A 25,255-nucleotide genomic window follows, 5' to 3' on the forward strand; every position below is an offset into this window, starting at 1 on the left:
ATCAATCATCGACCGCGAAAATGTTTAGCTTACAGAACAGCTGTTGAAGCTCTCTTGAACGAGTTTAAATAAATGTTGCACTTTTTCTTGCAATTTATCTAACACTTATGTAAACATCATGAGTTCAGCAGGCAAGAACTAGCACCCTCAAAGGTGCTTTTAATATACTTTTAAAAATAACCGTATCATTTAAGACACGGTTATAAAAAATCACTAATATTAGTATACCATAACTTCTTAAACAATTTCTATTGATGAATAAAGAATGATACAAGCAACCCCCTACAATCCAGCTAGAGAAGTCATCCTTCTACGTAACACCAAGAAAGCGGAACGAAAAAGGTTAAGCACTTTGATAATCAAGAACTGAAGCTGTTCCTAGATTACTTAGAGAGTTTAGATAAAGATAGATATCGCTATCACTGTACAGATTTTTACTTGCTACTGGTTGCCGTATCAATGAGGCGCTAGCACTCTCTTGATCAGATATTGACCTAGACAGCCAGACGGTCAACGTGACAAAGACCCTAGACTATAAGCAAGAGGTCAATAGCCCCAAATCCAAGGCCAGCTATCGAGTCATTGATATAGTCCAGGCAACTTGTACTATGCTGAAAAGCTACCGCCTCCAGCAACGCAAAGATGGCCTAAAGCTAGGCCGCACAGAAGCCGTGGTCTTTTCCGACTTTATCCATGCCTACCCCAATAACCGCACCTTGCAAACCAGGTTAAGAACCCACTTCAAAAGGGCAGGGGTGCCTAATATCGGCTTTCATGGTTTCCGCCATACCCACGCTAGTTTACTGCTTAACTCAGGTATTCCTTACAAGGAACTCCAGCACCGCCTAGGTCCATTCCCAGTTATCTATGACTATGGATATTTATAGCCACCTCTCCAAAGAGAACGCTAAAAAAGCCGTCTCATTCTTTGAAACGGCTCTAGGAAATCTTTAGAGGGGGAACAAAAAGGGGAACAAACCCAGAAATCAACATTTTAAGACAAAGCAAAAAGCCCACTGTAGTAGGCTTTTCGTAAGATGTTTTTTGAAATTAAAGCATTTTGTTATAGAATTCTACGACAAGTGCTTCGTTGATTTCTGGGTTGATTTCGTCGCGTTCTGGCAAGCGAGTCAATGAACCTTCCAATTTTTCAGCATCGAATGATACGAAAGCTGGACGTCCAAGAGTTGCTTCAACCGCTTCAAGGATAGCTGGAACTTTCAATGATTTCTCACGAACTGAGATCACTTGACCAACTTCAACACGGTATGAAGGGATATCAACACGTTTACCGTCAACAAGGATGTGACCGTGGTTTACGAATTGACGTGCTTGACGACGAGTAGTCGCAAGACCGAGGCGGTAAACAACGTTGTCCAAACGACGCTCAAGCAAGAGCATGAAGTTAAAACCGAGGATTCCACCTTTGATTTTTGTTGCTTGTACGAAGAGGTTACGGAATTGTTTTTCACCCAAACCGTAAGAGAAACGCAATTTTTGCTTTTCAGCCAATTGCAAACCGTACTCAGAGAGTTTAGAACGGTTGTTAGGTCCGTGTTGTCCTGGTACGTAGTTACGACGTGCCAATTCTTTACCTGTGCCTGTGAGTGACAAGCCAAGGCGACGTGATTGTTTCCATGATGGTCCTGTATAACGTGACATGTTATCAGTCCTCCTATAAAATAAATATTTTGTAGGAAATAACGTCTTACTCTATCCTGATTCGTGCAGGTGCCCTTCGCCTTTACAGCCAAGGTTACTGGTTTTTCAGAGTACCTGTTGACGAGCTTCATATAGAGCTGCTGCTATTTCGCACAAAGATTATTGTACCACGAAAAAAAGCCTAAGACAAGGCTTTTTACTCGTTTATTTCATTTTAGAGTTTATTTTCTCTAGCTGAAGGGCTTATTCTCCCTCTTCCACAAAGGTGTTGAAAACTTCTTCAATCATATCCCACTCAGCGTCTGAATCTTCAGGGATTGGTTGGAGGTCGCCCTCTGTTCCATCTTCGTTTTCAGTATATGAATAGGCTTGGATTTCAATTTGACCATCTTCGTCTTCAGCTGCACCAGCTGGGACAAGAAGGACATAGTTTTTCCCAAATTCTTCCATACCATCGATGGTAAAAAGGATTTCAAAGAGGCTTTCGTTTCCTTGCTCGTCAACGAGGGTAATCATTTCTGGTTCGTGTTCGTGATCATGGTTATGTGCCATTTTTTCTCCTTTTTGGATGTTAAAACATCCGATCTAAATAATTTTGTAAAATCAGTTGTGCGGCAAGCTTGTCAATCACCTTTTTACGTTTGCCACGGCTGACATCCGCCTGTTCGATGAGCATGCGCTCAGCTTGTACAGTAGTCAGACGCTCATCCTGGTACTCTACCGGTAGGTTATACAGCTCTGCTATTTTTTCCCCATAGGCCCGACTAGCCTCGACGCGAGGACCGCTAGTGTTGTTCATGTTTTTAGGCAAGCCCACAACAAATTTGTCAACCTTATACTGGTTGACAAGCTCTGTTAAACGGTCAAAGCCAAACTCACCCTGGTCTTCGTCAATCTTGATGATTTCAAGACCTTGAGCTGTGAAGCCTAGTGGATCACTGATCGCTACACCGACTGTCTTGGAGCCGACGTCTAATCCCATAATTCTCATTATAAGTCGATTCCGTTTCCTTTGAGGTAATAGCGCACCAACTCTTCCACAATCTCATCACGCTCATACTGGCGAATTTGGTTACGGGCATCGTTATAACGAGGGATATAAGCTGGGTCTCCACTCAAAACATAACCGACAATCTGATTGATTGCATTATAGCCTTTCTCATTGAGAGAGTGGTAAACCATAGTGAGCGTCTCATCGATGGCTTGTTTGTTTGAATTGTCCAACTTGAAGCGGACTGTTTCATCTGTAAATCCCATACTAACACCTTCTTTCGTAATATTATGGATAGTATTATTATACCTTATTTGGCAAGGATTAACAAGAAGGAGCCATCCATTACTGCTTGACTTGTGTGGCACCTAGACTCTTGAGCTGGCTGATATAATCAGCTGGGGTCGTATCTTCAAGAGCTGTAAAATCAAATCCAATCCCTTCCACTTTTGACAAAGCTGTTAGGTCGGCTGTTGTCATATCGATAGAGACCACGACAACCATGTCTGTCTCATTTGGGACATCAACACTAACCGATACTCCTGCGACAGCTTTTAATTGCTGGATAACCGTCTCTTCTTCAATAGCCTTAATCAGATTTGGTTTAAGGCTTTCCAAACCTTGACTTGCAATCATCGTCTTTGTTTCATCGTTGAGCGGCTGACGTAGCTCTAGTTTTAAAGTTTTGAAGGCTTCGCCTTTGTAGGTAACAGTTTCGATAATTTCTTGGGAAAAACCGTCAACATCCTGAGTATAGCGATAGCTTTCAGTCTGCTCCTTTTCTTCAACTACCTTAAAACTTGCCGTTGTCGATTCCGATTGTGTCTGCGTCTTGGCACAGGCAACCAATAATAGACATCCCAATAAAGTCAGTCCAATTAATAACTTTTTCATTATTTCCCTCAATAATATATAGATTTTTGTATATTATACCCTATTTCTCGGAAAAACGCTAAATTAAAGGGGTTTTGGCGGGTTTGGAAAGGAAAAAGCATTCCGGGGAATGCTTTTCATATTGCTTTAATCGTTCAACCCCAAGCGTTCGAAAACGTCATCTACGCGTTGTGTATAGTATACAGGATTGAAGAGTTCGTCGATTTCGTCTTGTGTGAGGCGAGAAGTTACTTTCTCATCTGATTCTAACAAAGGTTTGAAATCAACTTGATTGTCCCATGAATGAGCTGTTTTTGGTTGTACCAGATCGTAAGCTTCTTCACGAGTCATTCCTTTTTCAATCAACTTGAGCATAACGCGTTGGCTGTAAATCAAGCCGAATGTTGAGTTCATGTTGCGGAGCATGTTGTCTGGGAAGACGGTCAAGTTTTTAACGATATTGCCAAAACGATTGAGCATGTAGTTGATCAGAATGGTTGTGTCTGGTGTGATAATACGCTCTGCAGAAGAATGAGAGATATCACGTTCGTGCCAGAGAGCAACGTTCTCATAGGCTGTGACCATATGTCCGCGGATAACACGTGCCAAGCCAGTCATGTTTTCAGAACCAATTGGATTCCGTTTGTGAGGCATAGCTGAGCTACCTTTTTGGCCTTTGGCGAAGAATTCCTCCACCTCACGCTGCTCAGATTTTTGAAGCCCACGAATCTCAGTTGCCATACGCTCTATAGATGTCGCAATGCTTGCTAGCACCGCAAAGTACTCCGCATGGAGGTCACGAGGCAAGACTTGAGTTGAAATTTCTTGTGGACGGATGCCGAGTTTACCACAGACATACTCCTCAACGAATGGTGGGATATTGGCAAAGTTACCAACGGCACCTGAAATTTTACCAGCTTCAACGCCTGCCGCTGCACGCTCAAAACGCTCTTGGTTACGTTTCATTTCGCTGTACCAAGTTGCCAATTTGAGACCAAAGGTTGTAGGCTCCGCATGAACACCATGTGTACGACCCATCATGATGGTCATCTTGTGCTCACGCGCCTTGTCAGCCACGATATTGGTAAAGTTTTCAAGATCTTTACGGATAATGTCGTTGGCTTGTTTGTAAAGGTAGCCGTAGGCTGTGTCCACCACGTCGGTTGAGGTCAAACCATAGTGAACCCACTTGCGCTCTTCGCCAAGTGTTTCAGACACGGCACGGGTAAAGGCCACCACATCGTGACGAGTCTCCTCTTCAATTTCTAAAATACGGTCGATGTCAAAGCTCGCATTGGCACGAATCTTCGCCACATCTTCCTTAGGGATTTCTCCCAACTCAGCCCATGCCTCATCAGCGAGGATTTCCACCTCCAACCAAGCACGGTATTTATTTTCTTCACTCCAAATGTTCGCCATCTCAGGGCGTGAATAACGTTCGATCATATTGATGATACAGAGGGCGTTTAGAAAGCGAGAGAAAAATAGGAGACTGACACAGTGTGCTGGCACACTAGAAAGTCTATCTTTTTTCCGACGCTTTTAGCCCGAGTTCAAATACTCGGTAACACCCTCCTCCTTTCTATGTATTTTTTAATTCAATTACTTCATTATTTGAAAAGATAGGTTCATCTAAATTCCGAGCTTTCCGCCCGGATTCAGTTGCACTAACTTGTGCCATTCCTTTCTGTTGTTTAGTTTGTATTGTGGAGACGAGTTAGCCCGAGTTCAAATACCAAAAAAACACTTTCATTTCTTTTAATATATGTTTTTTTCTTTACAATTCAATTTGGTCATTGATACAAATTTCAATAAATCTTTTTCCAGTTTCAGTAAATTTTATCCTCTTATATTTTTCTGTTACCGAAAGTCTCTTATCAGATTTATCATGATTTAATTGCCCTGTTTCATTAAAAGATATCATATCTTCTAAAACCTGTTTATAGAAAGCACTAGATCGAAGTTTTGTAACAACTCCATCTTCTACTTCAACTGGTTCCTCAATTTGTATTAAACCTAATCTAACCAAATTATTAATATAAAACTCAATATCCAAATTGTCATTTAACAAATCATCAAACAAGGTGATTGTCGGACTCGTTATTAAACCATGCTGCCTATGATTGAATGAGATATCTAAATAATATCTTTCCCCTTGATTATTAAATAATCTCTCCAAGAGAATCGCCTCTTTAGGAGTGAATTGTTTTATTATTTCTACAAAAGCTGGATGAACTCTATCTCTTGTTGTTGTTACCATAGATTTTGATATTAAATTGGCATATAAATTCCTAAGCTCATCACTATCCATCGAATATGCTAAAGCCTGTACCGCTGGAATAAAGATATAACCTTCCGGATTAACTACTCTATCCTCTGGAATACCTTGGATATTCTCAGCAATTTGTTTCTTCGTTTTTTCAAAATTCAACTCTCTCTTATATAACCATAAATCTATTCCTTGAAATAAAGTGTTAATTATCTTCATAGGTCGTTCAACCATTTTTCCAATTTCTTGTCCAGCTGGTTTTCCAATATCTTCATAGCTTTTTTCAACAACAGTTTTTGTTACATCTAGCAGTGGATTATTAGTAACCTCAGTCATTATTATTCTCCTTTCAAAACTCCTCTTTCCCAATTTCTACAGATGGATAATGGTCTAGTTTATTTAGGTCTGTGTCTAGCGGTAAGTCGTAGATGGCTAGATAGTCATTAGGAAATTGAGTTGCAAGCTCTGCCATTTTCTTTGAGAGAGAAAGTTCATCAGGCGAAGCATAGAGCACTTCGACAACACCAACTTGACCATTTTCAATAAAAGCGTGAACGATGATTTTAATCATAAAACCCTCCTAAAACTCTTCAACCTCGTCAGGCACATCACTAAACACCGTCACGTGTCCCATTTTGCGGTTGTGCTTTGCTTCTATTTTACCATAGAGGTGGAGGTGGGCGCTAGGGTTGTTGTGAACATAGGTTTGGGCGGCTTCAACATGCTGACCGAGGACGTTGAGCATAACGGCTGGGGCATGTTGATGGATTTGAGGGAGTGGTTGTCCCAAAATGCCCAAGATATGGGTGTCAAACTGCGAGAAGTCGCAAGCTTCGATAGAGTAATGTCCTGAATTGTGGGGGCGTGGTGCGATTTCGTTGACGATGATGTCATCTGCTGTGGCGAACATTTCTACACAAAGGGTTCCTGATAAATCCAACTGCTTGGCGATTTGTAGAGCCATTGATTTGGCCTTTTCCGCTAGTTGATCAGAGATGCGAGCAGGTGCAATGGTTTTTGAGAGGATGTTGTTGCGGTGGATGTTTTCTTGGACTGGAAAGACAGTGAAATCAGCTCCATTGCCGGATACAATCACTGAAATTTCCAAGTCAAATGTGACGAATTCCTCCAAAACACAAGCGGTTGAGTCAGCTAAGTCACGGGCTTTCGTTAGGTCTTCTTGAGACGAAATAACCACTTGTCCATGTCCGTCGTAGCCTCCTGTCGCTGTCTTGAGGATCTGCTTTTTGGTCAAGTCGATGTCGTCCAAATCAGAGCTTGAGGTCACGACCTTGTAAGGTGCCACGGCTACGCCAGCTTTTTGAGAGAGGAAATCCTTCTCAGTGATACGGTTCTGAGAAATACGCAGGAGATTCGTCCCTTGGGGGAGTTGAATGCCTGTCACGACAGCATCTAAACCGTCCGCGTCCACGTTTTCAAACTCGTAGGTGAGGACATCACAACGTTCTGCCAACTCACGCAAGGCATCAACGTCGTCATAGGCTGCCACGATGACTTCTGACACACGTGAGGCTGGGCAATCCGCTGACGGATCCAGTGTAATGATCTTGTGGCCCATGTAGATGGCGGAAATGGCCATCATCTGCCCTAGCTGACCACCACCGATAATCCCGATTGTCTTAGTTGAGTTCATCCGTCATAGCCTCCGCGATTTTTCCTTGTTCCTCTTGGAAATGGCTGAGCTGTTCAGCAATTGTAGCATCTTCGATAGACAAGATACGTAATGCTGTTAGAGCGGCATTAGTCGCTCCTGCTTCGCCGATTGCCATGGTTGCGACTGGCACACCACCCGGCATTTGAACAATAGAATAGAGAGAATCCAGTCCTGAAAGAGCACGAGATTTAACAGGTACACCGATAACAGGAAGGGTTGTTTTGGCAGCTACCATACCTGGCAAGTGGGCTGCACCACCAGCTCCTGCGATGATGACCTTGATGCCACGGTCACGCGCTTCTTCCGCATGCTTAAACATGAGGTCAGGTGTGCGGTGGGCAGAGACCACTTTTTTCTCGTAGGCTACACCGAACTTGTCTAGGATGTCGGCTGCTTTTTGCATGGTTGCCCAGTCGGAGCTGGAGCCCATGATAATAGAAATGATTGGTTGCATGATTTCTCCTTTTTTCAAGCCTATCTTAGGCTGTGAGGTCGTCGTGAGCTTTCTTTCGTGTATCGCTACGCTTTTACTCCTCGTCTTTCCCCAAAGCCGAGGAAAAGCTAACGATACATCTTAGAAATCTCCTTGACTAAGTTTGTAGCCCTAGGTCTACAAACTTCCCTAAATTACCACAGCGGCGACAGGCTTGGTTTCACAGCGACCTTCGGTCGCTCTTATATTCCAAACGTGTTTGTTATGACAGTCTTTTCACTACGACGGCCATTGTCGCGAGTTGCTCGCTGTGCTCGCGTTTTGCTAGTCTTTAATCGCTTTGCTTCCGATGTCGCTGCGGTAGAAGAGGCCGTCGGTGGTTTGGTTGTTGAGTTCGGTGTAGATGGTGTTTTGGGCTGTTTTGACGTCGGCTGCTGTGGTGACGAGCATATAAACCCGTCCGCCGTTGGAGAGCAGAGCTTTGCTATTGTCCGCAAACTTGGCGCCAGCATAATAGGTAATGATGTCGCCCTCTGTCTTCGCTGGGAGCTCCATGCCTTTGGCATAGTCCAGCGGGTAGCCATTTGAAGCAACGACCACACCCAGGGTCACACCGCCGTCCAACCAGGTGATGTCAGGTGTTTCTTCGTCTAAAATGTCGGTAATGTTTTGGGCAAAGTTAGAGGTCAAGCGCGGGAGAATAATCTGCGTTTCCGGGTCGCCGAAACGAGCGTTAAACTCAATGACCTTTGGTCCGTCCGCTGTCAAGATAAGACCACAGTAGAGAATACCGAGGTAAGGGCGGCCTTCTGCAATCATGCCCTTGAGCACGGGCTTGACGATGGTCTCAACAGACTGATCAATCACGGCTTGTGATAAGTGAGGAACGGGTGCATAGGCTCCCATGCCACCAGTGTTTGGGCCCTTGTCGCCGTCGTAGGCCCGCTTGTGGTCTTGGGCTGTCGGCATGATGTAGAACTTGTCGCCATTAACAAAGGCAAAGAGGGAGAACTCCTCACCAGCCAGGAACTCTTCAATGACCACGCGCGTTCCAGAGTTGCCAAACTTGTTGTCCAGGAGCATGTCGCGGGCAGCTTCTACTGCTTGTTCCACGGTTTCTGCCACGACTACGCCTTTACCGAGGGCCAGGCCGTCTGCCTTAACCACGATTGGGGCACCTTGGGCTTCGATGTAGGCCTTGGCTTCTTCAAAATCGGTGAAGGTCCCGTACTTGGCAGTTGGCACGTCGTACTTGACCATGATGGACTTGGCAAAGTCTTTTGACCATTCCAACTCTGCGGCTAGCTTGCTTGGACCAAAGGCCTTAAGGCCAGCAGCAGTGAAATCATCAACAATCCCAGCTGCCAAGGCATCGTCTGGTCCCACGAAGGTCCAAGCAATGTCATTTTCCTTGGCAAAGGCGATGAGGCGGTCATGCTCAGCAATCGTGATGTCCACGACAGTCAGACCGTCCAAGGTCATGCCGTCATTTCCCGGTGCGACAAAGACCTGCTCCACACCAGCTGACTCCAAGAGTTTTTTCGCGATAGCGTGCTCCCGCCCACCTGAACCAATGACCAAAAGTTTCATAGATTGATACCTCACCTTAAAAAGTTCGTTTTTTGTCTTCTTTTAAAACTATTATAGCATATTTATTCGTTTTATTTTTTAAAATTCCGTTTGTTAAAGGTTTTTTATGACTTTTTATTCTGTTTATTCCAACTTTTATTTTTACTATGATGACTGTTTTCTAAATTCTATTTTAGTTGTTTTGAAGAATAAAGTCAAAAGCATCCAGCAATTGTCTCATGCTGAATGCTCTGCTATTTTCAAAATCTTAATGACGGAAGTGACGGACGCCGGTGAAGACCATAGCGATTCCATATTTGTTGGCAGCGGCGATGACTTCTTCGTCACGGACGGAGCCACCAGGTTGGATGATAGCCTTGATGCCCGCAGCCGCGATTTCTTCCACGTTATCCGCAAATGGGAAGAAGGCGTCAGAGGCAAGAACAGCACCGTCTAGGCGGTCTTTAGCTTGCTCAATGGCGATGCGAACAGATGCCACACGGTTGGTTTGACCAGGGCCGACACCAAGGGTCATGTGGTCGTTGGAAATCAAGATACCGTTTGACTTCACATACTTGATGGACTTCCAAGCAAAGGCCAGAGCCACGCGCTCTTGCTCGCTCGGTTCACGGTCGGTCACAACCTTCCAGTCGCTCGGTGCAACGGTCGCCACGTCCTGGTTTTGGACCAGCATACCGCCGACAACGCCGGTGTACTCCGCTTCGATTTCGCTGGCATCTTGGGCGTCAAAGCTGAGTTCCAGCACGCGCAGGTTGGCTTTTTTCTGTAAAATGGCTAGCGCGTCAGCCGTGTAGCTCGGTGCGATGATGATTTCGAGGAAAATCTTGCTCATCTTTTCAGCCGTCGCAGCGTCTACTTCACGGTTCAGGACAACAATCCCTCCGAAAATAGACACTGGGTCTGCCTCGTAGCAGTAATCCCAAGCAGCTTCGATACTGTCAGCCTGACCGATTCCACATGGGTTCATGTGCTTGAGGGCTACAACGGTTGGGCGGTCCTTGAAGTCACGAATGCTGCGGATAGCCGCATCCGCGTCACGGATGTTGTTGAAGGACAATTCTTTCCCATTGAGCTGTTTAGCAGAGGCAATCGAATAGTCTGTCGGAATGGCTTTTTGGTAGAAGTCCGCGTCTTGTTGCGGGTTTTCACCGTAGCGCATCGGCTGTTTGAGGTCGTAAGTGATGGTTAGTTTTTCAGGCTTGGTTTCGCCAACTTGCGCTGTAAAGTAATCCGCAATCAAGGCATCGTAAGCCGCTGTATGACGGTAAACCTTAGCTGCTAAACGTTGACGAGTAGCGTAAGTCGTTTCACCATCTGCCTTCAGTTCATTAAGAACCACTGCATAATCAGCAGGATCCACAACAACAGTCACGCTAGCATGATTTTTTGCAGCGGAACGGAGCATAGAAGGACCACCGATGTCAATATTTTCCACCGCCAAATCGTAGGTCACATCTGGACGCAAGATTGTCTCTTTAAATGGATAAAGGTTGACCACGACCAGGTCAATGAGGCCAATCTCGTGGCTCGCTGCCGCCTCCAAGTGAGTATCCAGATCACGACGGGCCAAGAGGCCACCGTGAATCTTAGGATGGAGGGTCTTAACACGACCATCCATCATTTCAGGGAAACATGTCACATCGTCGATAGCAATGGTAGCTACCCCAGCATTATCAAGGGTAGTTTTTGTTCCGCCCGTTGAGATAATTTCCCAACCGAGCGATGTCAATTCTTGGGCAAGCTCGATAATGCCTGCCTTGTCTGATACACTAATCAATGCGCGTTTTGTCATGGAGTCTCCTTTTCAATGAATGACCTCCAGTCACTCAATCTCTAGTTTATTAAAGCAATAAAAATTAGTCTATTTCATATAAAAGATAGTGATCGTATCCTATCACTTCCTTGAGGTAAGCTTGATCTTCTGAGGATACTTCAAATTCTGGGAAAGTTGCTACTAAACTGCACAAATATAAGTAGTTAGGATGCCTACGATAAGAAAAACGATTTCCTCCAAATCGACCTTGGCAGAAATCAAAAGCAAGTTTTAGTTCTTGACTCGTCTGGCTAGACGGCACATCATCAAGATAATCGAGTTGACTTTTATCAGTACTTACAATCATGGCTCGCATGGTATTCGCCAAAACCAATAACCAGTCCGACTGACTCTCTAGTTGTTTAGGTTTCGACTTTAGTTTGTCTTTGAGCTGCATATAATTTTGTTTAATACACATGTCTCCTCCTTTTAGATTAGCGTGAATAGTTTGAGTGTTAATCTGCTTTATCTTATCTCATAAGCTCTGTATTCGTGTGAAAATTCGTAACCCAGTTTTTCTGCTAAATGCAGGGAAACCTTGGTATGGGCGTCCCAACTAGGATAAAGCCCTCTGTCTAAACAGATTAATATTAGTTTAGCCGCGACAGCTTTTGCCAGACCCTTTCGCCTAAAACCAGGATGAGTATCTATCTCGATTTCAATCCCATTTTTATAGGTTGAGTAAGACGAGGCACCAGCTACCACCTTTCCTTGATAAAGGGCAACAACACCTAGTCCAAGTTGAGCGTAGTGCTGGTCATCATCATAGTTAGCAACCAAATCTTGCGACCATTCTTCAGCCAAACAAGCTTTATATAACTGTTCATCAATCAACTGCAAATCAAACTCCACTGGCAAACCAGCCACAATTTTTTCTAACTTGTTACGGTCAAATCTGCTATCTTTCTTAGTCGCATAGCGAGTGAAAGCATGCGCTTTTGATCCATACGTTGCTTCTATCAGATCCGACCAGCCTTGATGTTGTGGTACAAGAATAATGTCCTTCCTACAACAAGATTCAATTAGTTCAAGACAAGGTTTGCCCGCTAAAAAACCAAAAGAAGCTTGTCTTCCTAGTTTCGCCAAGGCCGATTGGGGAGTGTCAGAGTTATCAACCCATATCTCTCCCATCACTCCCTGCAAACAAGACCAGATGATAGTTTCTTGCCAATCTTGAAATAGAGGAGTGGCTACTGATAAATCTTTTAATCTTTTCATAAGGTGATTGTAACAAATTATCCTATTTCTTTACAACTCTCGACTCTCTCAACACCTCCGGATACAAAGCATACTCCGCCTCGTGTATCCGTGCTTCAAATGTTTCTAAGGTGTCTTCTGGCAAGCGTGGGACGCGGACTTGCTTGATGATTTGGCCGGTGTCCACGCCTGCATCGACATAGTGGACGGTGACACCGCTCTCCGCAACCCCAGCCTCCCAAGCGTCCTCAATGCCGTGAGCTCCTGGAAATTCAGGTAGGTAGGCGGGGTGGATATTGATGATGCGGCCCTCGTAGGCTGACAGGAGGGTCGGCCCCACGATTTTCATATAGCCTGCCAGAACCACCAGGTCAATCTGGTTTTGGTTGAGCAGGTCCACCAGTGCTGTCTCGTAGGCTGCCTTATCCGCAAAGTCCTTGAGTTCAAAGGTATAGCTGGTCACCCCAAGATTTTCTGCACGTTCTAACACATAGGCTTCCCGTTTGTCTGAGAAGAGGAACGCAACTGGAAACTGCTCGGCAATGACCTGAAAGTTGGAGCCATTACCAGAGGCAAAGACGGCAATCTTCTTGGTCATTAGGCAATCACCACACTCTTGTCGGTCTTCTCAGTGATACGACCGATTTCATAAACCTCTTCATCAACCAATTCTTTGACCTTGTCAACATTTTCTGGGGAAACAGCCAGCATGAGACCGATACCCATGTTGAAGATTTCAAACATTTCCTCGTGTTTGATTTGACCATACTTCTCCAAGGCGGTGAAGATTGGCAAAACTGGAATGCTGGCTTCATCAATGTGAGCAGCCAAATCTTCGCTAAACATACGGGGCACATTTTCGATAAAGCCGCCGCCGGTGATATGGGCAATGCCGTTGACCAGCCCTGCTTTAACGAGTGGCAAAACTTGTTTGACATAGATACGGGTTGGCTCAAGGAGAACATCCTTAAGAGCTTTGCCATTAAGCTCTGGCAACAGGGCGTCACCATCCATATCCGCAAAAACACGACGAACCAGGGAATAACCGTTGGAGTGGATACCGCTAGAGACCAGGCCTAGGAGGATGTCGCCGCTCTTGACCTTGCTGCCGTCGATAAGCTGAGACTTCTCAGCGATGCCCACGGCGAAACCGGCCAGGTCGTAGTCGTCCTCGCCGTACATGCCAGGCATCTCGGCAGTCTCGCCACCGATCAGGGCAGCACCGGCCTGAACACAGCCCTCAGCCACGCCGGCAACCACCTGCTCCAGCTTCTCAGGCACGTTTTTGCCAGTCGCGATGTAGTCCAGGAAGTAGAGGGGCTCGGCACCCGCTGCGATGATGTCGTTGACACACATGGCCACGCAGTCTTGGCCAATCGTATCGTGCTTGTCGTACTGGATAGCCAGCATGAGCTTGGTGCCGACACCGTCTGTACCAGAGACAAGGACAGGCTCTTTGACATCAAGTTCGGTCAAGTCAAACATCCCACCAAAGCCACCGAGGGATCCGAGAACACCAAGACGCTCCGTACGTTTCACGTGTTTTTTGATGCGTTCAACCACTTCGTAGCCTGCCTTGACATCGACACCAGACTGAGCATAGGCATTTTTAGACATAATATTACCTTCTTTTTATTTTTTTCTAGGTTCAATATTCAGATTGCGACGTTTTTTCAGACAAACCATCTCTTTGTCTGAAAAAACTAGTCAGGTCTCTAGCTTTGTTCCCTGTAGGACAAAGCATCCACTGACAAATGCTTTAGCTTTTAGTCAGTGGTGAGACGTGGTGCATATGCATTTTTTTCTGTCATAATGTTACCTTTTTCGTTTTTTAGTTCAAAGTAAAGATTACAGCGTTTTTTCCTGATTGACCAATACTGTCAACTTCTTGTCAAGTTACTGACAAGGATTACTTCTTCACCTTTTCGATGTAAAAGCTTGTTTTCTCGTCTAGACTTCTGAGGTATTCTTCCTCATAATCATAGAGCGGAGTTGGGTATTTGCCGTCAAAATAGGCCACACACAAACCACCATTCGGAGCATCTGTTTCCAAGCCAATTGCTTCAATCATGCCCCCCAGGCTCAGGTAGGTCAAGCTGTCAGCCCCAATGATTTCACAGACTTCTTCTGCCGTATGGTTGGCTGAAATCAATTCGCGGCGGGTTTGAATGTCAATCCCGTAGAAACATGGGTACTTGAGTTCTGGGCTACCGATGGCCACGTGAACTTCTGCGGCACCCGCTTCACGCAAAAGCTGAACAATGCGGCGTGATGTCGTTCCCCGCACGATGGAATCATCAATCATGACCACCCGTTTGCCCTTGACAACGCTTGACACGGCTGACAACTTCATGCGCACACCTTGCTCACGCAACTCTTGGGTCGGCTGGATAAAGGTCCGTTGGGTGTATTGGTTTTTCACCAAGCCCATTTCATTTGGCAGGCCTGATTCTTCGGCAAAGCCCATGGCTGCGCTAAGAGAGGAGTTTGGTACCCCAACGACGATATCTGCCTCATGCTTGAATTCCTGAGCCAGTTTTTTACCCATGCGTTTGCGGGCTGTGTGGACATTTACCCCAGCGATATCTGAATCCGGACGGGCAAAGTAGACATACTCCATAGAACAGATAGCCAACTGCGTATCGTCGGTATAGGTATCGTACTGGATGCCAGTGTCATCGATGATAATGACCTCGCCAGGATTGACATCGCGGATCCATTCTGCTCCGACAACTTCAAAGGCACAGGTCTCTGAGGAAACGACCCAGGCACCATTTTTCATTTGCCCGATAGAGAGAGGTCTGAAACCATTGGGATCCATAGCCGCAATCAGCTTGTCCTCAGTCATGAGAAGGTAGGCAAAGCCACCTTTCACTGTATTGAGAGCTTCCTTGACCTTGCCCATGAAACTTGGATTGTGACTTCGGCGAATCAGGTGCATGAGGATTTCCGTATCAGAAGAAGCGTTGAAGATAGCTCCTTGCTTTTCCAGCTCCCGTTTCAAGGAAATGGCATTGGTCAGATTTCCGTTGTGACACAAGCCATACTTCCCATCGTGGAATTTGTAGAGGAAGGGCTGGATATTACGGATATCTGCAGCACCGGCTGTCGCATAGCGAACATGGCCAATAGCCGCAGTTCCTTTTAGCTTATCCAAATCGTTCGGGTTCTTAAAGACTTCTGATAACAGACCTTTTTCGCGGTGACCGCGCAGAGTCCCTGCATCATTGGCTACAATACCAGCTCCCTCCTGCCCACGGTGCTGGAGACTATGGAGACCGTAATACGTCACTTGAGCCGCTTGAGGATGCCCCCAAATGCCAAAGACACCGCATTCTTCATTGAGAGATTTTACTTCGTAAACCATTTCTTTTTTCCTTTGTTTTTAATAAGCGCCTGTAGTAGTGGCGGACGAAAGGCAGAACTTAAACGCCAATCCTTATGGGTCTTGGCTACATTCTGCACTAGCTTGGAAAAAGAAAAGTTTCGTTTCTTCTTCCAAGCGTCGCAACCATCCTAAATGTTTAAAAGGATACGGCAGAAAACATCTCGGTTTATGCTCGCTATTGCTCGCATCTCAATAGTTCAAAATATATTTTCACGCTCTTATTTCCCTGTAAAGTATTTTACGGCACTAGCAAAGAGCTGTTGGTCTTTGTTGCCTGGGATATTTTGGAAGAGGCCGTTTTCGACCCGTTCTGAGTGGCCCATCTTACCGATGATTTGGCCATTTTCGCTGGTGATTCCTTCGATGGCATAGAGGGAGCCGTTTGGATTGTAGCGGCTGTCCATGCTTGGTTGGCCATCAAAGTCCACGTACTGGCTCCAGATTTGCCCCTTGTCGCGGAGCTCTGCAAATTCTTCAGCCGTCACGACAAATTTTCCTTCCCCGTGAGAGACTGGAATGGCATGCACATCACCGACAGACACCCCAGCTAACCACGGCGAATTGGTGTTGGCGATACGGGTTTCGACCATTTTGGCCACATGCTGATTGGCATCGTTGTAGAAGAGGGTCGGGCTGGTGCTGGTCGCATCCTCAAAGTTACCGTATGGCAAGAGACCTGATTTCACTAGAGCCTGGAAGCCATTACAGATACCGATGATGAGGCCGCCACGTGCGATAAAGCGGTCAATAGCAGAGCGAACCTTTTCATTGAGCAAGATATTGACGATGAATTTAGCTGATCCGTCTGGCTCATCAGCGGCGGAGAAGCCCCCTGCAAAGAAGATGATATTGGCCTTCTCGATGTTGGCTACCATAGTCTTAACAGAGTTTTCAATTGCCGCTTCGTCCAATGTCACAAACGGTACCATGTTGACACGCGCCCCTTCTTTTTCAAAGGCCTTGGCTGAGTCGTACTCGGAATTGGTTCCTGGAAAGACCGGGATGTAGACCAGTGGCGTTTCAACCGTTTCTTTGGCTGTTGTCACCACATCCGTCACAACTGCTGGTACTTCTGCAAGCGTTTCTGCCTGGTCAAAGGTGGTTGGGTAAACTTCCTCTAGCGTTCCTTCAAAGGCTGCCAGGAGTTTATCGCCTGACAAAGCTGTGCCATTAACAGCAAGGGTAAAGTCTGTTGTCGTTTGACCAATCTTGGTTGCGCCCGCAATTTCCTCTGATGAGATGAAGACAAAGCCACCCAATTGACCTGTCAAGCTGGTTGACACATCTGTCAAGGTCACATCTGCACCGATGCGGTTCCCAAAGCTCATGAGAGCCAGGCTTTCCACAAGCCCACCGTACTTGACAGCAGAGGCTGCTGTGATGGTGTGTTTGTCTTGAATGACTGCAAAGGCTGCAAAGTTAGCCTTGGCACCTGCAAAGTCGATGTCCGCACCGATTGGTGAACCTGGCAGGTAGTAGATGTATTCTCCTGCTGCCTTGAACTCTGGAGAGAGAACCTTGGCCACATCTGCTGTCGTTACCCCAAAGGCAACCAGAGTTGGTGGTACGGTTAATTCTTCGAAAGTTCCAGACATAGAGTCCTTGCCGCCAATCGATGGCAAGCCCAGTTGGATTTGGGCTTCGATAGAGCCTAGGAGGGCTGATACAGGCTGGCCAAAGCGCTCTGTCTGCTTGTCCATGCGCTCAAAGTACTCTTGGTATGAGAAGCGCGCCTTATCCCACTTAGCACCAGTTGCCACCAAGCGAGCTGTTGCTTCGATGATCGCGTAGGCTGCACCGTGGTATGGAGACCATTCTGCAATGTAAGGGTTGTAGCCTTGGGCGATGGCTGACGCAGTGGTCGTCACGCCGTGTTGCACAGGGAGTTTTTGAACAGAACTTTCCGTTGGTGTCAGCTGGTAACGACCACCGATTGGATGATTGACAGTTGAGCGACCAACAGAGCTATCAAAGATGGTCTGCAAGCCTTTTTGGCTGGCATGGTTGAGGTCGGCAAGGACCGCACAAGTATCTGCTTCCAAGGTAGCTTCAGAAGTCCGACGAGCCTCAGGCAAGTCAACAGCACTGTCAACGACCTTAGCATCCACGACGACACGGACACCGTTGGTATCCAAGAAGCTGCGTTCGATATCTACGATGGTTTGACCATTCCAGGTCATAACCAAATTTGGTTTTTCAGTAACGGTCGCCACGACCACAGCATGGATATTTTCTGTCGCACAAGCTGCGATAAAGGCATCCACATCACTTGGACGAACAACCACAGCCATCCGCTCCTGACTTTCAGAAATCGCAATTTCAGTACCATTCAGACCAGCGTACTTGAGCGGCACCTTATCTAGGTCGATTTCCAGACCGTCTGCCAATTCACCGATGGCCACGCAGACACCGCCCGCTCCAAAGTCATTGGACTTCTTGATGAGGCGGGTCACATCGCCATTGCGGAAAAGGCGTTGGATTTTACGTTCTTCAATGGCATTTCCTTTTTGAACTTCGGCGCCAGCTGTTTCCACAGACTCAACCGTTTGAACCTTGGAAGATCCAGTCGCACCACCGACACCATCACGGCCGGTTTTACCACCGAGAAGGATAATCACGTCGCCTGCTTCAGGCTTTTCACGCACAACATTTTCTTTTGGTACCGCACCAACAACTGCCCCCAACTCCATGCGTTTTGCCACAAAGCCTGGGTGGAAGTATTCGCGGACATAGGTCGTCGCCAGACCGATTTGGTTCCCGTAAGAAGAGTAGCCATGGGCCGCCGTTTTAGAAATGACCTGCTGTGGCAATTTTCCTGCACGGGTATCTGCAATCGGTGCTGTAATGTCGCCTGCCCCTGAAATCCGCATAGCTTGGTAAACGTAAGAACGACCTGACAATGGGTCACGAATGGCCCCACCGATACAGGTTGCAGCTCCACCAAACGGTTCGATTTCAGTTGGGTGGTTGTGGGTTTCGTTCTTGAACATGAGGAGCCATGGCTCTTTGACACCGTTGACATCCACTTCAATTTCCACAGAACAAGCGTTGATTTCGTCAGACACTTCCATGTCGTCCAGACGGCCATTTGCCCGCTCATAACGACCAAAGACAGTTGCCATGTCCATCAGGGTCACAGGCTTTTCAGACCGGCCCAATTCCTCCCGCATGGCCACATACTTGTCAAAGGTGGCTTGGAGTTGATCGGCAAAAGCTGACGCTGAGAAGTCGATGTTTTTTAGTTCTGTTTCAAAGGTTGTGTGACGGCAGTGGTCAGACCAGTAGGTATCCAAGACTTTCAACTCGGTCTCCGTCGGCACCCGACCGATGGTTTTAAAGTAGTTCTGAATGAAGACCAAGTCGTCCACTTCCATAGCGAGACCTGCTTCGCGCTTATAGGCCGCAAAGTCTTCTGCTGTGTAGGTCGCAAAGAAATCCAAATTTGGAATGGTCTTGTCCGACTCAGAAAATTCCTGACGGGCAATACCAACGGTAATATCCTTGAAACGTGAATCCACAGGGTTGAGCAAGTAGTTTTTCACAGCGTCCAACTCTGCTGTATCAATGTCCTTGTTGACCAAGTAAAGTTGAGCCGTATTGACCACTACATCGCTAGCGCTGCCCAAGAGAAGCAAGGCTTCCTGAGAACTAGCCGCCCGCTGGTCAAATTGACCTGGCAAGGCTTCAATGGCAAAGAAGGCATAATCTGGCAGGTTCAATTCGTCTTCTGTTAAAAGGGTATCCGTCACCTGCTCAGAGAAGATGTGCTTCTCCGCACGCGCATAGAGAGCTTCCTCCAAGCCAAAGACATCATAAACCTGTACGATACGCAGGCTTGATAAGGTCTTCAACTGCAAGTTATGGGTCAGTTCCTTGACCAAGGCAGTTGACTTGATTCCGAAATCAGCTTTTTTCTCAACAAAAATGCGTTTATCCATTGCTACATTCCCTTTCTTTTTCTGCTATAAGCTCTGCAACTTTTCCAAGACAACCGCATAGACGTCCGTCAGATTTCCCAAGTCTCGGCGAAAGACGTCCTTGTCCATATGGTTACCATCCGCATCCCAAAGACGGCAATTATCCGGCGAAAACTCATCCGCTAAAATAATCTCACCTGTCGCATCCTTCCCAAACTCCAGTTTGAAGTCCACCAGGGTCAAGTCCACTGCCTCAAACCAGCCCTTCAAAAGTTCGTTAATACGGCGCGTTTCTGCCTTGATGTAGGCAATCTCCTCAGCCGTCGCAATCTCCAGAAAAGCAATGTGCTCATCGTTGATAAATGGATCGTCCAGTTCATCTTTTTTGTAGTAGAACTCCATAATAGGTGTATCAAAGACCTGACCTTCTGCTAGGCCAAAGCGTTTGGCAAAGGAGCCAGCTGCCCGATTTCGCAACACCACTTCTAGCGGAATGATGTCTACTTTTTTATTTAATTGTTCGGTGTCTGAGACCTGCTTGATAAAGTGGGTCTTGATACCAGCTGCATTCAATTTTTCAAAAATCAAAGACGAAATCTGATTATTGAGCACTGCCTTGCCTTCAATGGTTTCCTTCCGAACGCCATTGAGCATGGTTGCCTGGTCCTTGTAGACCGATTTAATCACATGTTCGTCTTCTGTACTATAAATATCCTTTGCTTTTCCTGAATAAATCAGTTGGTTTTCCATTTAATGTTCGCCTTTCGATTTTTATATTCCTATTTTATCATAAAAAAAAGGCTATTACAAATAATAGTCGTACGTTTTTTACAAAAGGAAAGTGTTTTGTTCATCATTTAACATTAAAAGCCATCCGACTGTTATCGAATGACTTCGTGCCTTATTGTTGTTGAATAAACTCGACCACATCTTGAATACGTTTAAAAGAGTCGATTTTATCATCAGGAATAGAAATACCAAACTCATCTTCCAAACCAATTACAAAGGTCATCAAGCCGATAGAATCAACATCTAGGTCATTGCTAAGAGACAACTCCTCTGTCAAAACCAACTCAGAATCTCCCAACTGTTCACGTGCAACCTGCTGCATACGTTTCAAAATCTCAGACTTAGTCATCTACTTGTACCTCCTTTGCCACAAATTCTTGAACCAACTTATTTACAACTTCCGAATCCAACATGGTTCTAATTTGCTTAATCGTATGATAAATTGCCTTGGCATCACTAGACCCGTGAGACTTTACAACTGGTGCCTTGAGGCCAAAAAGCACAGCTCCACCTGCCGAAGAGTAATCCAAGGTGCTTTTCATGACTTTAAGGCTATCTTTCAAGAAAACATAGCCAATTTTAGCCTTAACTCCACCATTTTCAATGGAAGACTTGAGCTGACCAAGAATAGATATGGCCGTACCTTCCATGGTTTTTAGTACAGCATTTCCTGTAAAGCCATCAGCAACGACGACATCAGCTACACCAGACATAAGGTCCCTAGCTTCAACATTGCCCACAAAATTCAAGGACTTATCATTCGCCAACAATTCATAGGTTTCCTTACGCAAGGGATCTCCTTTGGTCTCTTCTGTACCATTATTGAGCAAACCGATACGAGGCTTGGCAATACCACGTACATTTTGCGCATAGAAAGACCCTAAAATTGCATATTGGTGAAGATGTTTAGGTGTATTTTCGGCATTAGCTCCCAAGTCCAACATGTCAAAACCAGCCCCATCTAAGGTTGGCAGGGTAGATAAGAGTCCAGGACGATCTACTTGCTTAATACGACCGACCACAAAGAGACCCGCGGCTAAAAGAGCACCTGTGTTACCGGCAGACATGACTGCATCTGCTTGTCCATCCTTGACCGCACGAGCAGCCAGAACCATAGAAGCCTGTTTCTTGCTCCGAATAGCCTTAGCTGGCTCATCGTCTGAGTTAATCTTCTCAGCTGTATGAATGATGGTTACACGTTCCGTAGCCGTCAAATATTGCTTAATCTTTGCTTCATCTCCATAAAGTTGAACCTCGATATCTGGAAAATCAACCAAGGCTTGATTGACCCCTTCGACAATAGCTTGAGGAGCGTGGTCACCACCCATAGCATCAACTGCAATTCGCTTCATATGATTCCCTTACTTTCTAAATAACTGGATTTATTATAGCACAATTCGCCCTCATTTTCCCATTTTTTGCTAATCAGAATTTTCCAAAGAGCCTGCTTTGCCCTTGTCCATCACATGGGCCCACTTATCCATATCATCAATAAATTTCTTTGATTTGAGGTGAAGCCCCACATAATCCTCATAGATTTGGTCTATAAAATGGCGGAGCTTGATCTTCATATCAGGCTTGAGAGAGATTGTTTTGATGTCCTCAAACTGAATGGACTGAAACCTGTCTAACAAATAAGGGACATTGGGATCCAGGTGGCTCCTTCGCTCATCTTCATGATAATGTTGCGGGCACAGCAAGCCAGAAAACTTGTGCGAAAAATCAAAAGGTAGACCAACCCGATGACAAAAACAACACTCATGAAAATTCAATTGAACCCCAAAACGATCCAAAATCTGAACTTCAAAAATCAGCGTCAAGACCTCATAATCCAAACCCTCTTCCATCAACTCTAGGGTCTTCACTAAAAAGGAAAATAGGGATGGATCATAAACTTGATCTGAAATCGCTGCATCTGCAAGTGACACCAGATAAGTGGCATAGGCTAGTTTAAAAATATCCTCATTGATATTCTGAAAAACCTTGACCTCACGATAATCATCGATATAGGAGAGACCCTCATCAGCAATCTTGAGCATAAACTCGGCCAAAATTAAGGGTTGGATGACCGACTTTACCTTAGACCTGCTGGCATGTTTCACGAAAAACATCCGCTTGCCAGCCTTCTCCGTCATGATTTTAACCAGCTTATCCTCCTCACGAAAGGGCCGATTATACAAAACCAGCCCCCAAGAATCAATTGTTTTCATACTGTTCCATAAATTCTTTCAATCGTGTCATAGCTGTACGAATATTTTCCATACTGGCTGCATAGGAAATCCGTAGATAACCCTCTCCATATTGGCCAAAAGCGACACCTGGAATAAGAGCAACAGCTTTTTCCTGAGCAAACTTCTGCAAGAAACGGAAGGAATCTTGACCCTCAGCCACAGGAATCTTAGCAAAGATATAAAAGGCTCCCGTTGGCTTAATGATATGAAAGCCCATGGCTGTCATCTGTTCAATAATATAGTCCCTGCGGATGATATACTGTTCTTTCATCACTTGAGCATCATCCTTACCAACTGTAAGAGCTTCAATCGCAGCATACTGGGCATTGGTTGTCGCAGCTGTCACCAAGTACTGATGACTCTTAATAATCTGAGCCGTAAAGACTGCAGGCGCAAAGATTAAACCAATCCGCCAACCTGTCATAGCATGGGATTTAGACAAACCACTGATCACAATAGCCTGATCAGGCAAGTACTCGCCCAGCGACACATGCCCCTGCTCCGTATAGGTTAACTCCGAATATACCTCATCACAAATCACAAAAATTTCATACTTTTTGAGAACCTCAGCGAGATCTTCAATTTCCTGACGAGAGTAGGTAATTCCAGTTGGGTTAGCAGGATAATTGAGAATAACAGCCTTAAGCTTATCACCCTCAGCTAAAATAGCTTCCTCTAACATCTCTGGCGTCAATACAAAGTCATTGGCCCGAGTGTCAATTTCCACAACTTCAGCTCCCACCAGGTTAATGATTGGCTCATAACCTGGATAAGCTGGTGCAGGTAATAGTACCTTATCCCCAGGCTCCAAAATCGCCGTCAGAGTCGCTGACAGAGCCTCTGTCGCTCCGATGGTTACCAGAATTTCATTATCTGGATTGTAGTGGAGGTTGTACTTTTCTTGGACGAAATCAGCCGCTGCTTGGCGCAATTCAACCAAACCAGCCATTCCAGTATAGTAACTCTTATTAGCATCAATAGCAGCCTTGGCAGCCTCTTTGACATGGTCAGGTGTTGTAAAATCAGGCTCACCTAGAGTCAGTTTGATAATGCCAGGAATTGAAGAAATCGACTGGTCAAACTGCCGAATCATAGACACCTCAATTTTATTTAAATTTGGATTAAACCGATCGATTAACGCCATACACACACCTCGTAAATTTAATAGTCCCATTATACCAAAAAAGTTTAAGTATGGGAAATTTTCATGCAATTCAGAAATCTCTCTGAAACACCCGCAAAATAAGTAATAAAAAAGCTAGGCCAAACAACCTAGCTCATAAACTATTCAGGTCTCACAAAAGTAAATAGAGGAGACAATGGACGTTTTTCATGAATCCGTGTAATAGCCTCTGCTAACAAATTAGCAATTGAAATCTGATCAATCTTATCGATTAAACGCTCTTCAGGCATGTAAATGGTATCCAGAACCACCAACTTCTTAATCGCAGACTTTTCAATATTCTCCATAGCTGGTCCTGAAAGAACTGGGTGAGTACAAGAGGCATAAACTTCAACAGCCCCAGCCTCAGCAAGAGCATCTGCCGCATGACAAATCGTACCAGCTGTATCAATCATATCATCAATGAGAATACAGGTTTTTCCAGCAACAGTTCCAATGATATTCATAACCTCTGAAGTATTCATCTTATCCACTGAACGACGCTTATCAATAATCGCAATCGGAGTCTTGAGGAATTGGGCTAATTTACGAGCACGAGTCACCCCACCATGGTCAGGACTAACAACAACATAATCATCTCCGACCATACCTCGACGAACAAAATATTCTGCAATCAAAGGAGCACCCAAAAGATGATCAACTGGAATATCAAAGAAACCTTGAATCTGAGCCGCATGCAAATCAACAGTCAACAAACGATCTACACCAGCCACTTCAAGCATGTTAGCTACCAATTTGGAAGTAATTGGCTCACGAGCTCTTGCCTTACGATCCTGACGAGCATACCCATAATAAGGCATAACAACACTGATTGTTTCAGCACTAGCCCTCTTCAAAGCATCAACCATAATCAAAATCTCCATCAAATTATCGTTGACGGGTGAACTGGTTGATTGCAAAATAAAAACATGGTGACCGCGGATAGATTCTTCAATATTAACTTGAATCTCCCCATCAGAAAACTCCCTTACAGAAGATTTTCCAACTTCTATTCCCATGATATTTGCAACTTTATTTGCTAATTCCTTATTTGACGACAAGGCAAATAACTTTAAATCAGAATGAGACATGACTTCCTCCGTAAAAATTTCTCACAACACTATTTTAACCTTTTTCAAACTAATTATCAACGAATATAAAATAGAAAGGCTCTATAATTTCTGTAGTGGGTAGCTCCCCTGCAGAGATTATGGAGCCTTTTTGAATGTAGAAAAAAAGTCCCATATGACCTATAATGAAAAGCG

Annotated in this window: 24 protein-coding genes and 1 pseudogene; 1 reads left to right on the plus strand and 24 read right to left on the minus strand. The window is 45.3% G+C overall.

The genetic code is table 11. The features are described 5' to 3' along the window. Window positions 1–265: 265 nt before the first annotated feature. Window positions 266–954: pseudogene (locus ACFORF_RS01710) on the plus strand (site-specific integrase); the annotation flags it as partial. Between the two features lie 96 nt (window positions 955–1,050). Here the strand turns inward: ACFORF_RS01710 and rpsD are convergent. The 24 genes from rpsD to ACFORF_RS01830 form a co-directional block, all read right to left on the minus strand. Next, window positions 1,051–1,662 (minus strand): 30S ribosomal protein S4, encoded by a 612-nt coding sequence (gene rpsD, locus ACFORF_RS01715; RefSeq protein ID WP_380424793.1) that lies wholly within the window; start codon window positions 1,660–1,662, stop codon window positions 1,051–1,053. 243 nt (window positions 1,663–1,905) lie between these two features. Continuing rightward, the gene (locus ACFORF_RS01720; protein WP_380424796.1) at window positions 1,906–2,214 is read right to left on the minus strand and encodes a DUF1292 domain-containing protein; all 309 of its coding nucleotides are present in this window, start codon (window positions 2,212–2,214) and stop codon (window positions 1,906–1,908) included. 19 nt (window positions 2,215–2,233) lie between these two features. Then, window positions 2,234–2,653, minus strand: coding sequence for a Holliday junction resolvase RuvX (ruvX, locus tag ACFORF_RS01725; RefSeq protein WP_380424798.1), 420 nt, complete (start codon window positions 2,651–2,653; stop codon window positions 2,234–2,236). Continuing rightward, a complete protein-coding gene (locus tag ACFORF_RS01730; protein ID WP_380424800.1) occupies window positions 2,653–2,919 on the minus strand; it encodes an IreB family regulatory phosphoprotein in 267 nt (88 codons plus the stop codon). Before ACFORF_RS01730 ends, ruvX begins: the two co-directional genes overlap by 1 nt. A 79-nt stretch (window positions 2,920–2,998) precedes the next feature. Then, window positions 2,999–3,547 carry an SP0191 family lipoprotein gene (locus ACFORF_RS01735; protein WP_380424802.1) on the minus strand — a complete coding sequence of 183 codons (549 nt, stop codon included), beginning with the start codon at window positions 3,545–3,547 and terminating at the stop codon, window positions 2,999–3,001. Window positions 3,548–3,673: 126 nt separating this feature from the next. After that, window positions 3,674–4,972, minus strand: a complete 1,299-nt coding sequence (gene purB / locus ACFORF_RS01740) for an adenylosuccinate lyase (RefSeq protein ID WP_380424804.1) — start codon at window positions 4,970–4,972, stop codon at window positions 3,674–3,676. Between the two features lie 331 nt (window positions 4,973–5,303). Continuing rightward, on the minus strand, window positions 5,304–6,131 hold the full coding sequence (locus ACFORF_RS01745; protein ID WP_278024824.1) for a DUF4393 domain-containing protein: 828 nt from the start codon (window positions 6,129–6,131) through the stop codon (window positions 5,304–5,306). A gap of 13 nt (window positions 6,132–6,144) precedes the next feature. Then, window positions 6,145–6,366, minus strand: a complete 222-nt coding sequence (locus tag ACFORF_RS01750; protein ID WP_380424806.1) for a phosphoribosylaminoimidazole carboxylase — start codon at window positions 6,364–6,366, stop codon at window positions 6,145–6,147. A gap of 9 nt (window positions 6,367–6,375) precedes the next feature. Next, a complete protein-coding gene (gene purK, locus ACFORF_RS01755; RefSeq protein ID WP_380424809.1) occupies window positions 6,376–7,449 on the minus strand; it encodes a 5-(carboxyamino)imidazole ribonucleotide synthase in 1,074 nt (357 codons plus the stop codon). Further along, window positions 7,436–7,924, minus strand: a complete 489-nt coding sequence (gene purE / locus ACFORF_RS01760; RefSeq protein WP_380424811.1) for a 5-(carboxyamino)imidazole ribonucleotide mutase — start codon at window positions 7,922–7,924, stop codon at window positions 7,436–7,438. Before purE ends, purK begins: the two co-directional genes overlap by 14 nt. 303 nt (window positions 7,925–8,227) lie before the next feature. Then, window positions 8,228–9,493, minus strand: a complete 1,266-nt coding sequence (gene purD / locus ACFORF_RS01765; protein ID WP_380424814.1) for a phosphoribosylamine--glycine ligase — start codon at window positions 9,491–9,493, stop codon at window positions 8,228–8,230. A gap of 247 nt (window positions 9,494–9,740) precedes the next feature. After that, complete coding sequence (gene purH / locus ACFORF_RS01770; RefSeq protein ID WP_380424816.1) at window positions 9,741–11,285, minus strand: bifunctional phosphoribosylaminoimidazolecarboxamide formyltransferase/IMP cyclohydrolase; 1,545 nt, start codon at window positions 11,283–11,285, stop codon at window positions 9,741–9,743. A 64-nt stretch (window positions 11,286–11,349) separates the two neighbouring features. Further along, window positions 11,350–11,724, minus strand: a complete 375-nt coding sequence (locus ACFORF_RS01775; protein ID WP_380424818.1) for a hypothetical protein — start codon at window positions 11,722–11,724, stop codon at window positions 11,350–11,352. A gap of 47 nt (window positions 11,725–11,771) precedes the next feature. Then, window positions 11,772–12,524: a GNAT family N-acetyltransferase gene (locus ACFORF_RS01780; RefSeq protein WP_380424820.1), complete on the minus strand. Its 753-nt coding sequence runs from the start codon at window positions 12,522–12,524 to the stop codon at window positions 11,772–11,774. A 22-nt stretch (window positions 12,525–12,546) separates the two neighbouring features. Beyond that, the gene (gene purN, locus ACFORF_RS01785) at window positions 12,547–13,101 is read right to left on the minus strand and encodes a phosphoribosylglycinamide formyltransferase (RefSeq protein WP_380424822.1); all 555 of its coding nucleotides are present in this window, start codon (window positions 13,099–13,101) and stop codon (window positions 12,547–12,549) included. Next, window positions 13,101–14,120: a phosphoribosylformylglycinamidine cyclo-ligase gene (purM, locus tag ACFORF_RS01790; protein ID WP_380424825.1), complete on the minus strand. Its 1,020-nt coding sequence runs from the start codon at window positions 14,118–14,120 to the stop codon at window positions 13,101–13,103. Before purM ends, purN begins: the two co-directional genes overlap by 1 nt. Before the next feature lie 292 nt (window positions 14,121–14,412). Further along, window positions 14,413–15,870 (minus strand): amidophosphoribosyltransferase, encoded by a 1,458-nt coding sequence (gene purF, locus ACFORF_RS01795; RefSeq protein ID WP_380424828.1) that lies wholly within the window; start codon window positions 15,868–15,870, stop codon window positions 14,413–14,415. 239 nt (window positions 15,871–16,109) lie between these two features. Then, window positions 16,110–19,829, minus strand: coding sequence for a phosphoribosylformylglycinamidine synthase (locus ACFORF_RS01800; RefSeq protein WP_380424830.1), 3,720 nt, complete (start codon window positions 19,827–19,829; stop codon window positions 16,110–16,112). A gap of 24 nt (window positions 19,830–19,853) precedes the next feature. Next, window positions 19,854–20,558 carry a phosphoribosylaminoimidazolesuccinocarboxamide synthase gene (gene purC / locus ACFORF_RS01805; protein ID WP_380424833.1) on the minus strand — a complete coding sequence of 235 codons (705 nt, stop codon included), beginning with the start codon at window positions 20,556–20,558 and terminating at the stop codon, window positions 19,854–19,856. A gap of 151 nt (window positions 20,559–20,709) precedes the next feature. Next, on the minus strand, window positions 20,710–20,946 hold the full coding sequence (locus tag ACFORF_RS01810; RefSeq protein WP_380424835.1) for an acyl carrier protein: 237 nt from the start codon (window positions 20,944–20,946) through the stop codon (window positions 20,710–20,712). Then, window positions 20,939–21,949: a phosphate acyltransferase PlsX gene (gene plsX / locus ACFORF_RS01815; RefSeq protein ID WP_380424837.1), complete on the minus strand. Its 1,011-nt coding sequence runs from the start codon at window positions 21,947–21,949 to the stop codon at window positions 20,939–20,941. The genes ACFORF_RS01810 and plsX overlap by 8 nt, the downstream gene beginning before the upstream one ends. 69 nt (window positions 21,950–22,018) lie before the next feature. Further along, window positions 22,019–22,807, minus strand: coding sequence for a DNA repair protein RecO (gene recO / locus ACFORF_RS01820; RefSeq protein WP_380424839.1), 789 nt, complete (start codon window positions 22,805–22,807; stop codon window positions 22,019–22,021). Further along, a complete protein-coding gene (locus ACFORF_RS01825; RefSeq protein WP_380424842.1) occupies window positions 22,794–23,972 on the minus strand; it encodes a pyridoxal phosphate-dependent aminotransferase in 1,179 nt (392 codons plus the stop codon). The genes recO and ACFORF_RS01825 overlap by 14 nt, the downstream gene beginning before the upstream one ends. Before the next feature lie 140 nt (window positions 23,973–24,112). Then, window positions 24,113–25,081, minus strand: coding sequence for a ribose-phosphate diphosphokinase (locus tag ACFORF_RS01830; protein WP_380424844.1), 969 nt, complete (start codon window positions 25,079–25,081; stop codon window positions 24,113–24,115). Between the last annotated feature and the right edge of the window lie 174 nt (window positions 25,082–25,255).

The sequence above is a fragment of the Streptococcus caprae genome (assembly GCF_042649745.1).
Lineage (GTDB): Bacteria > Bacillota > Bacilli > Lactobacillales > Streptococcaceae > Streptococcus > Streptococcus caprae.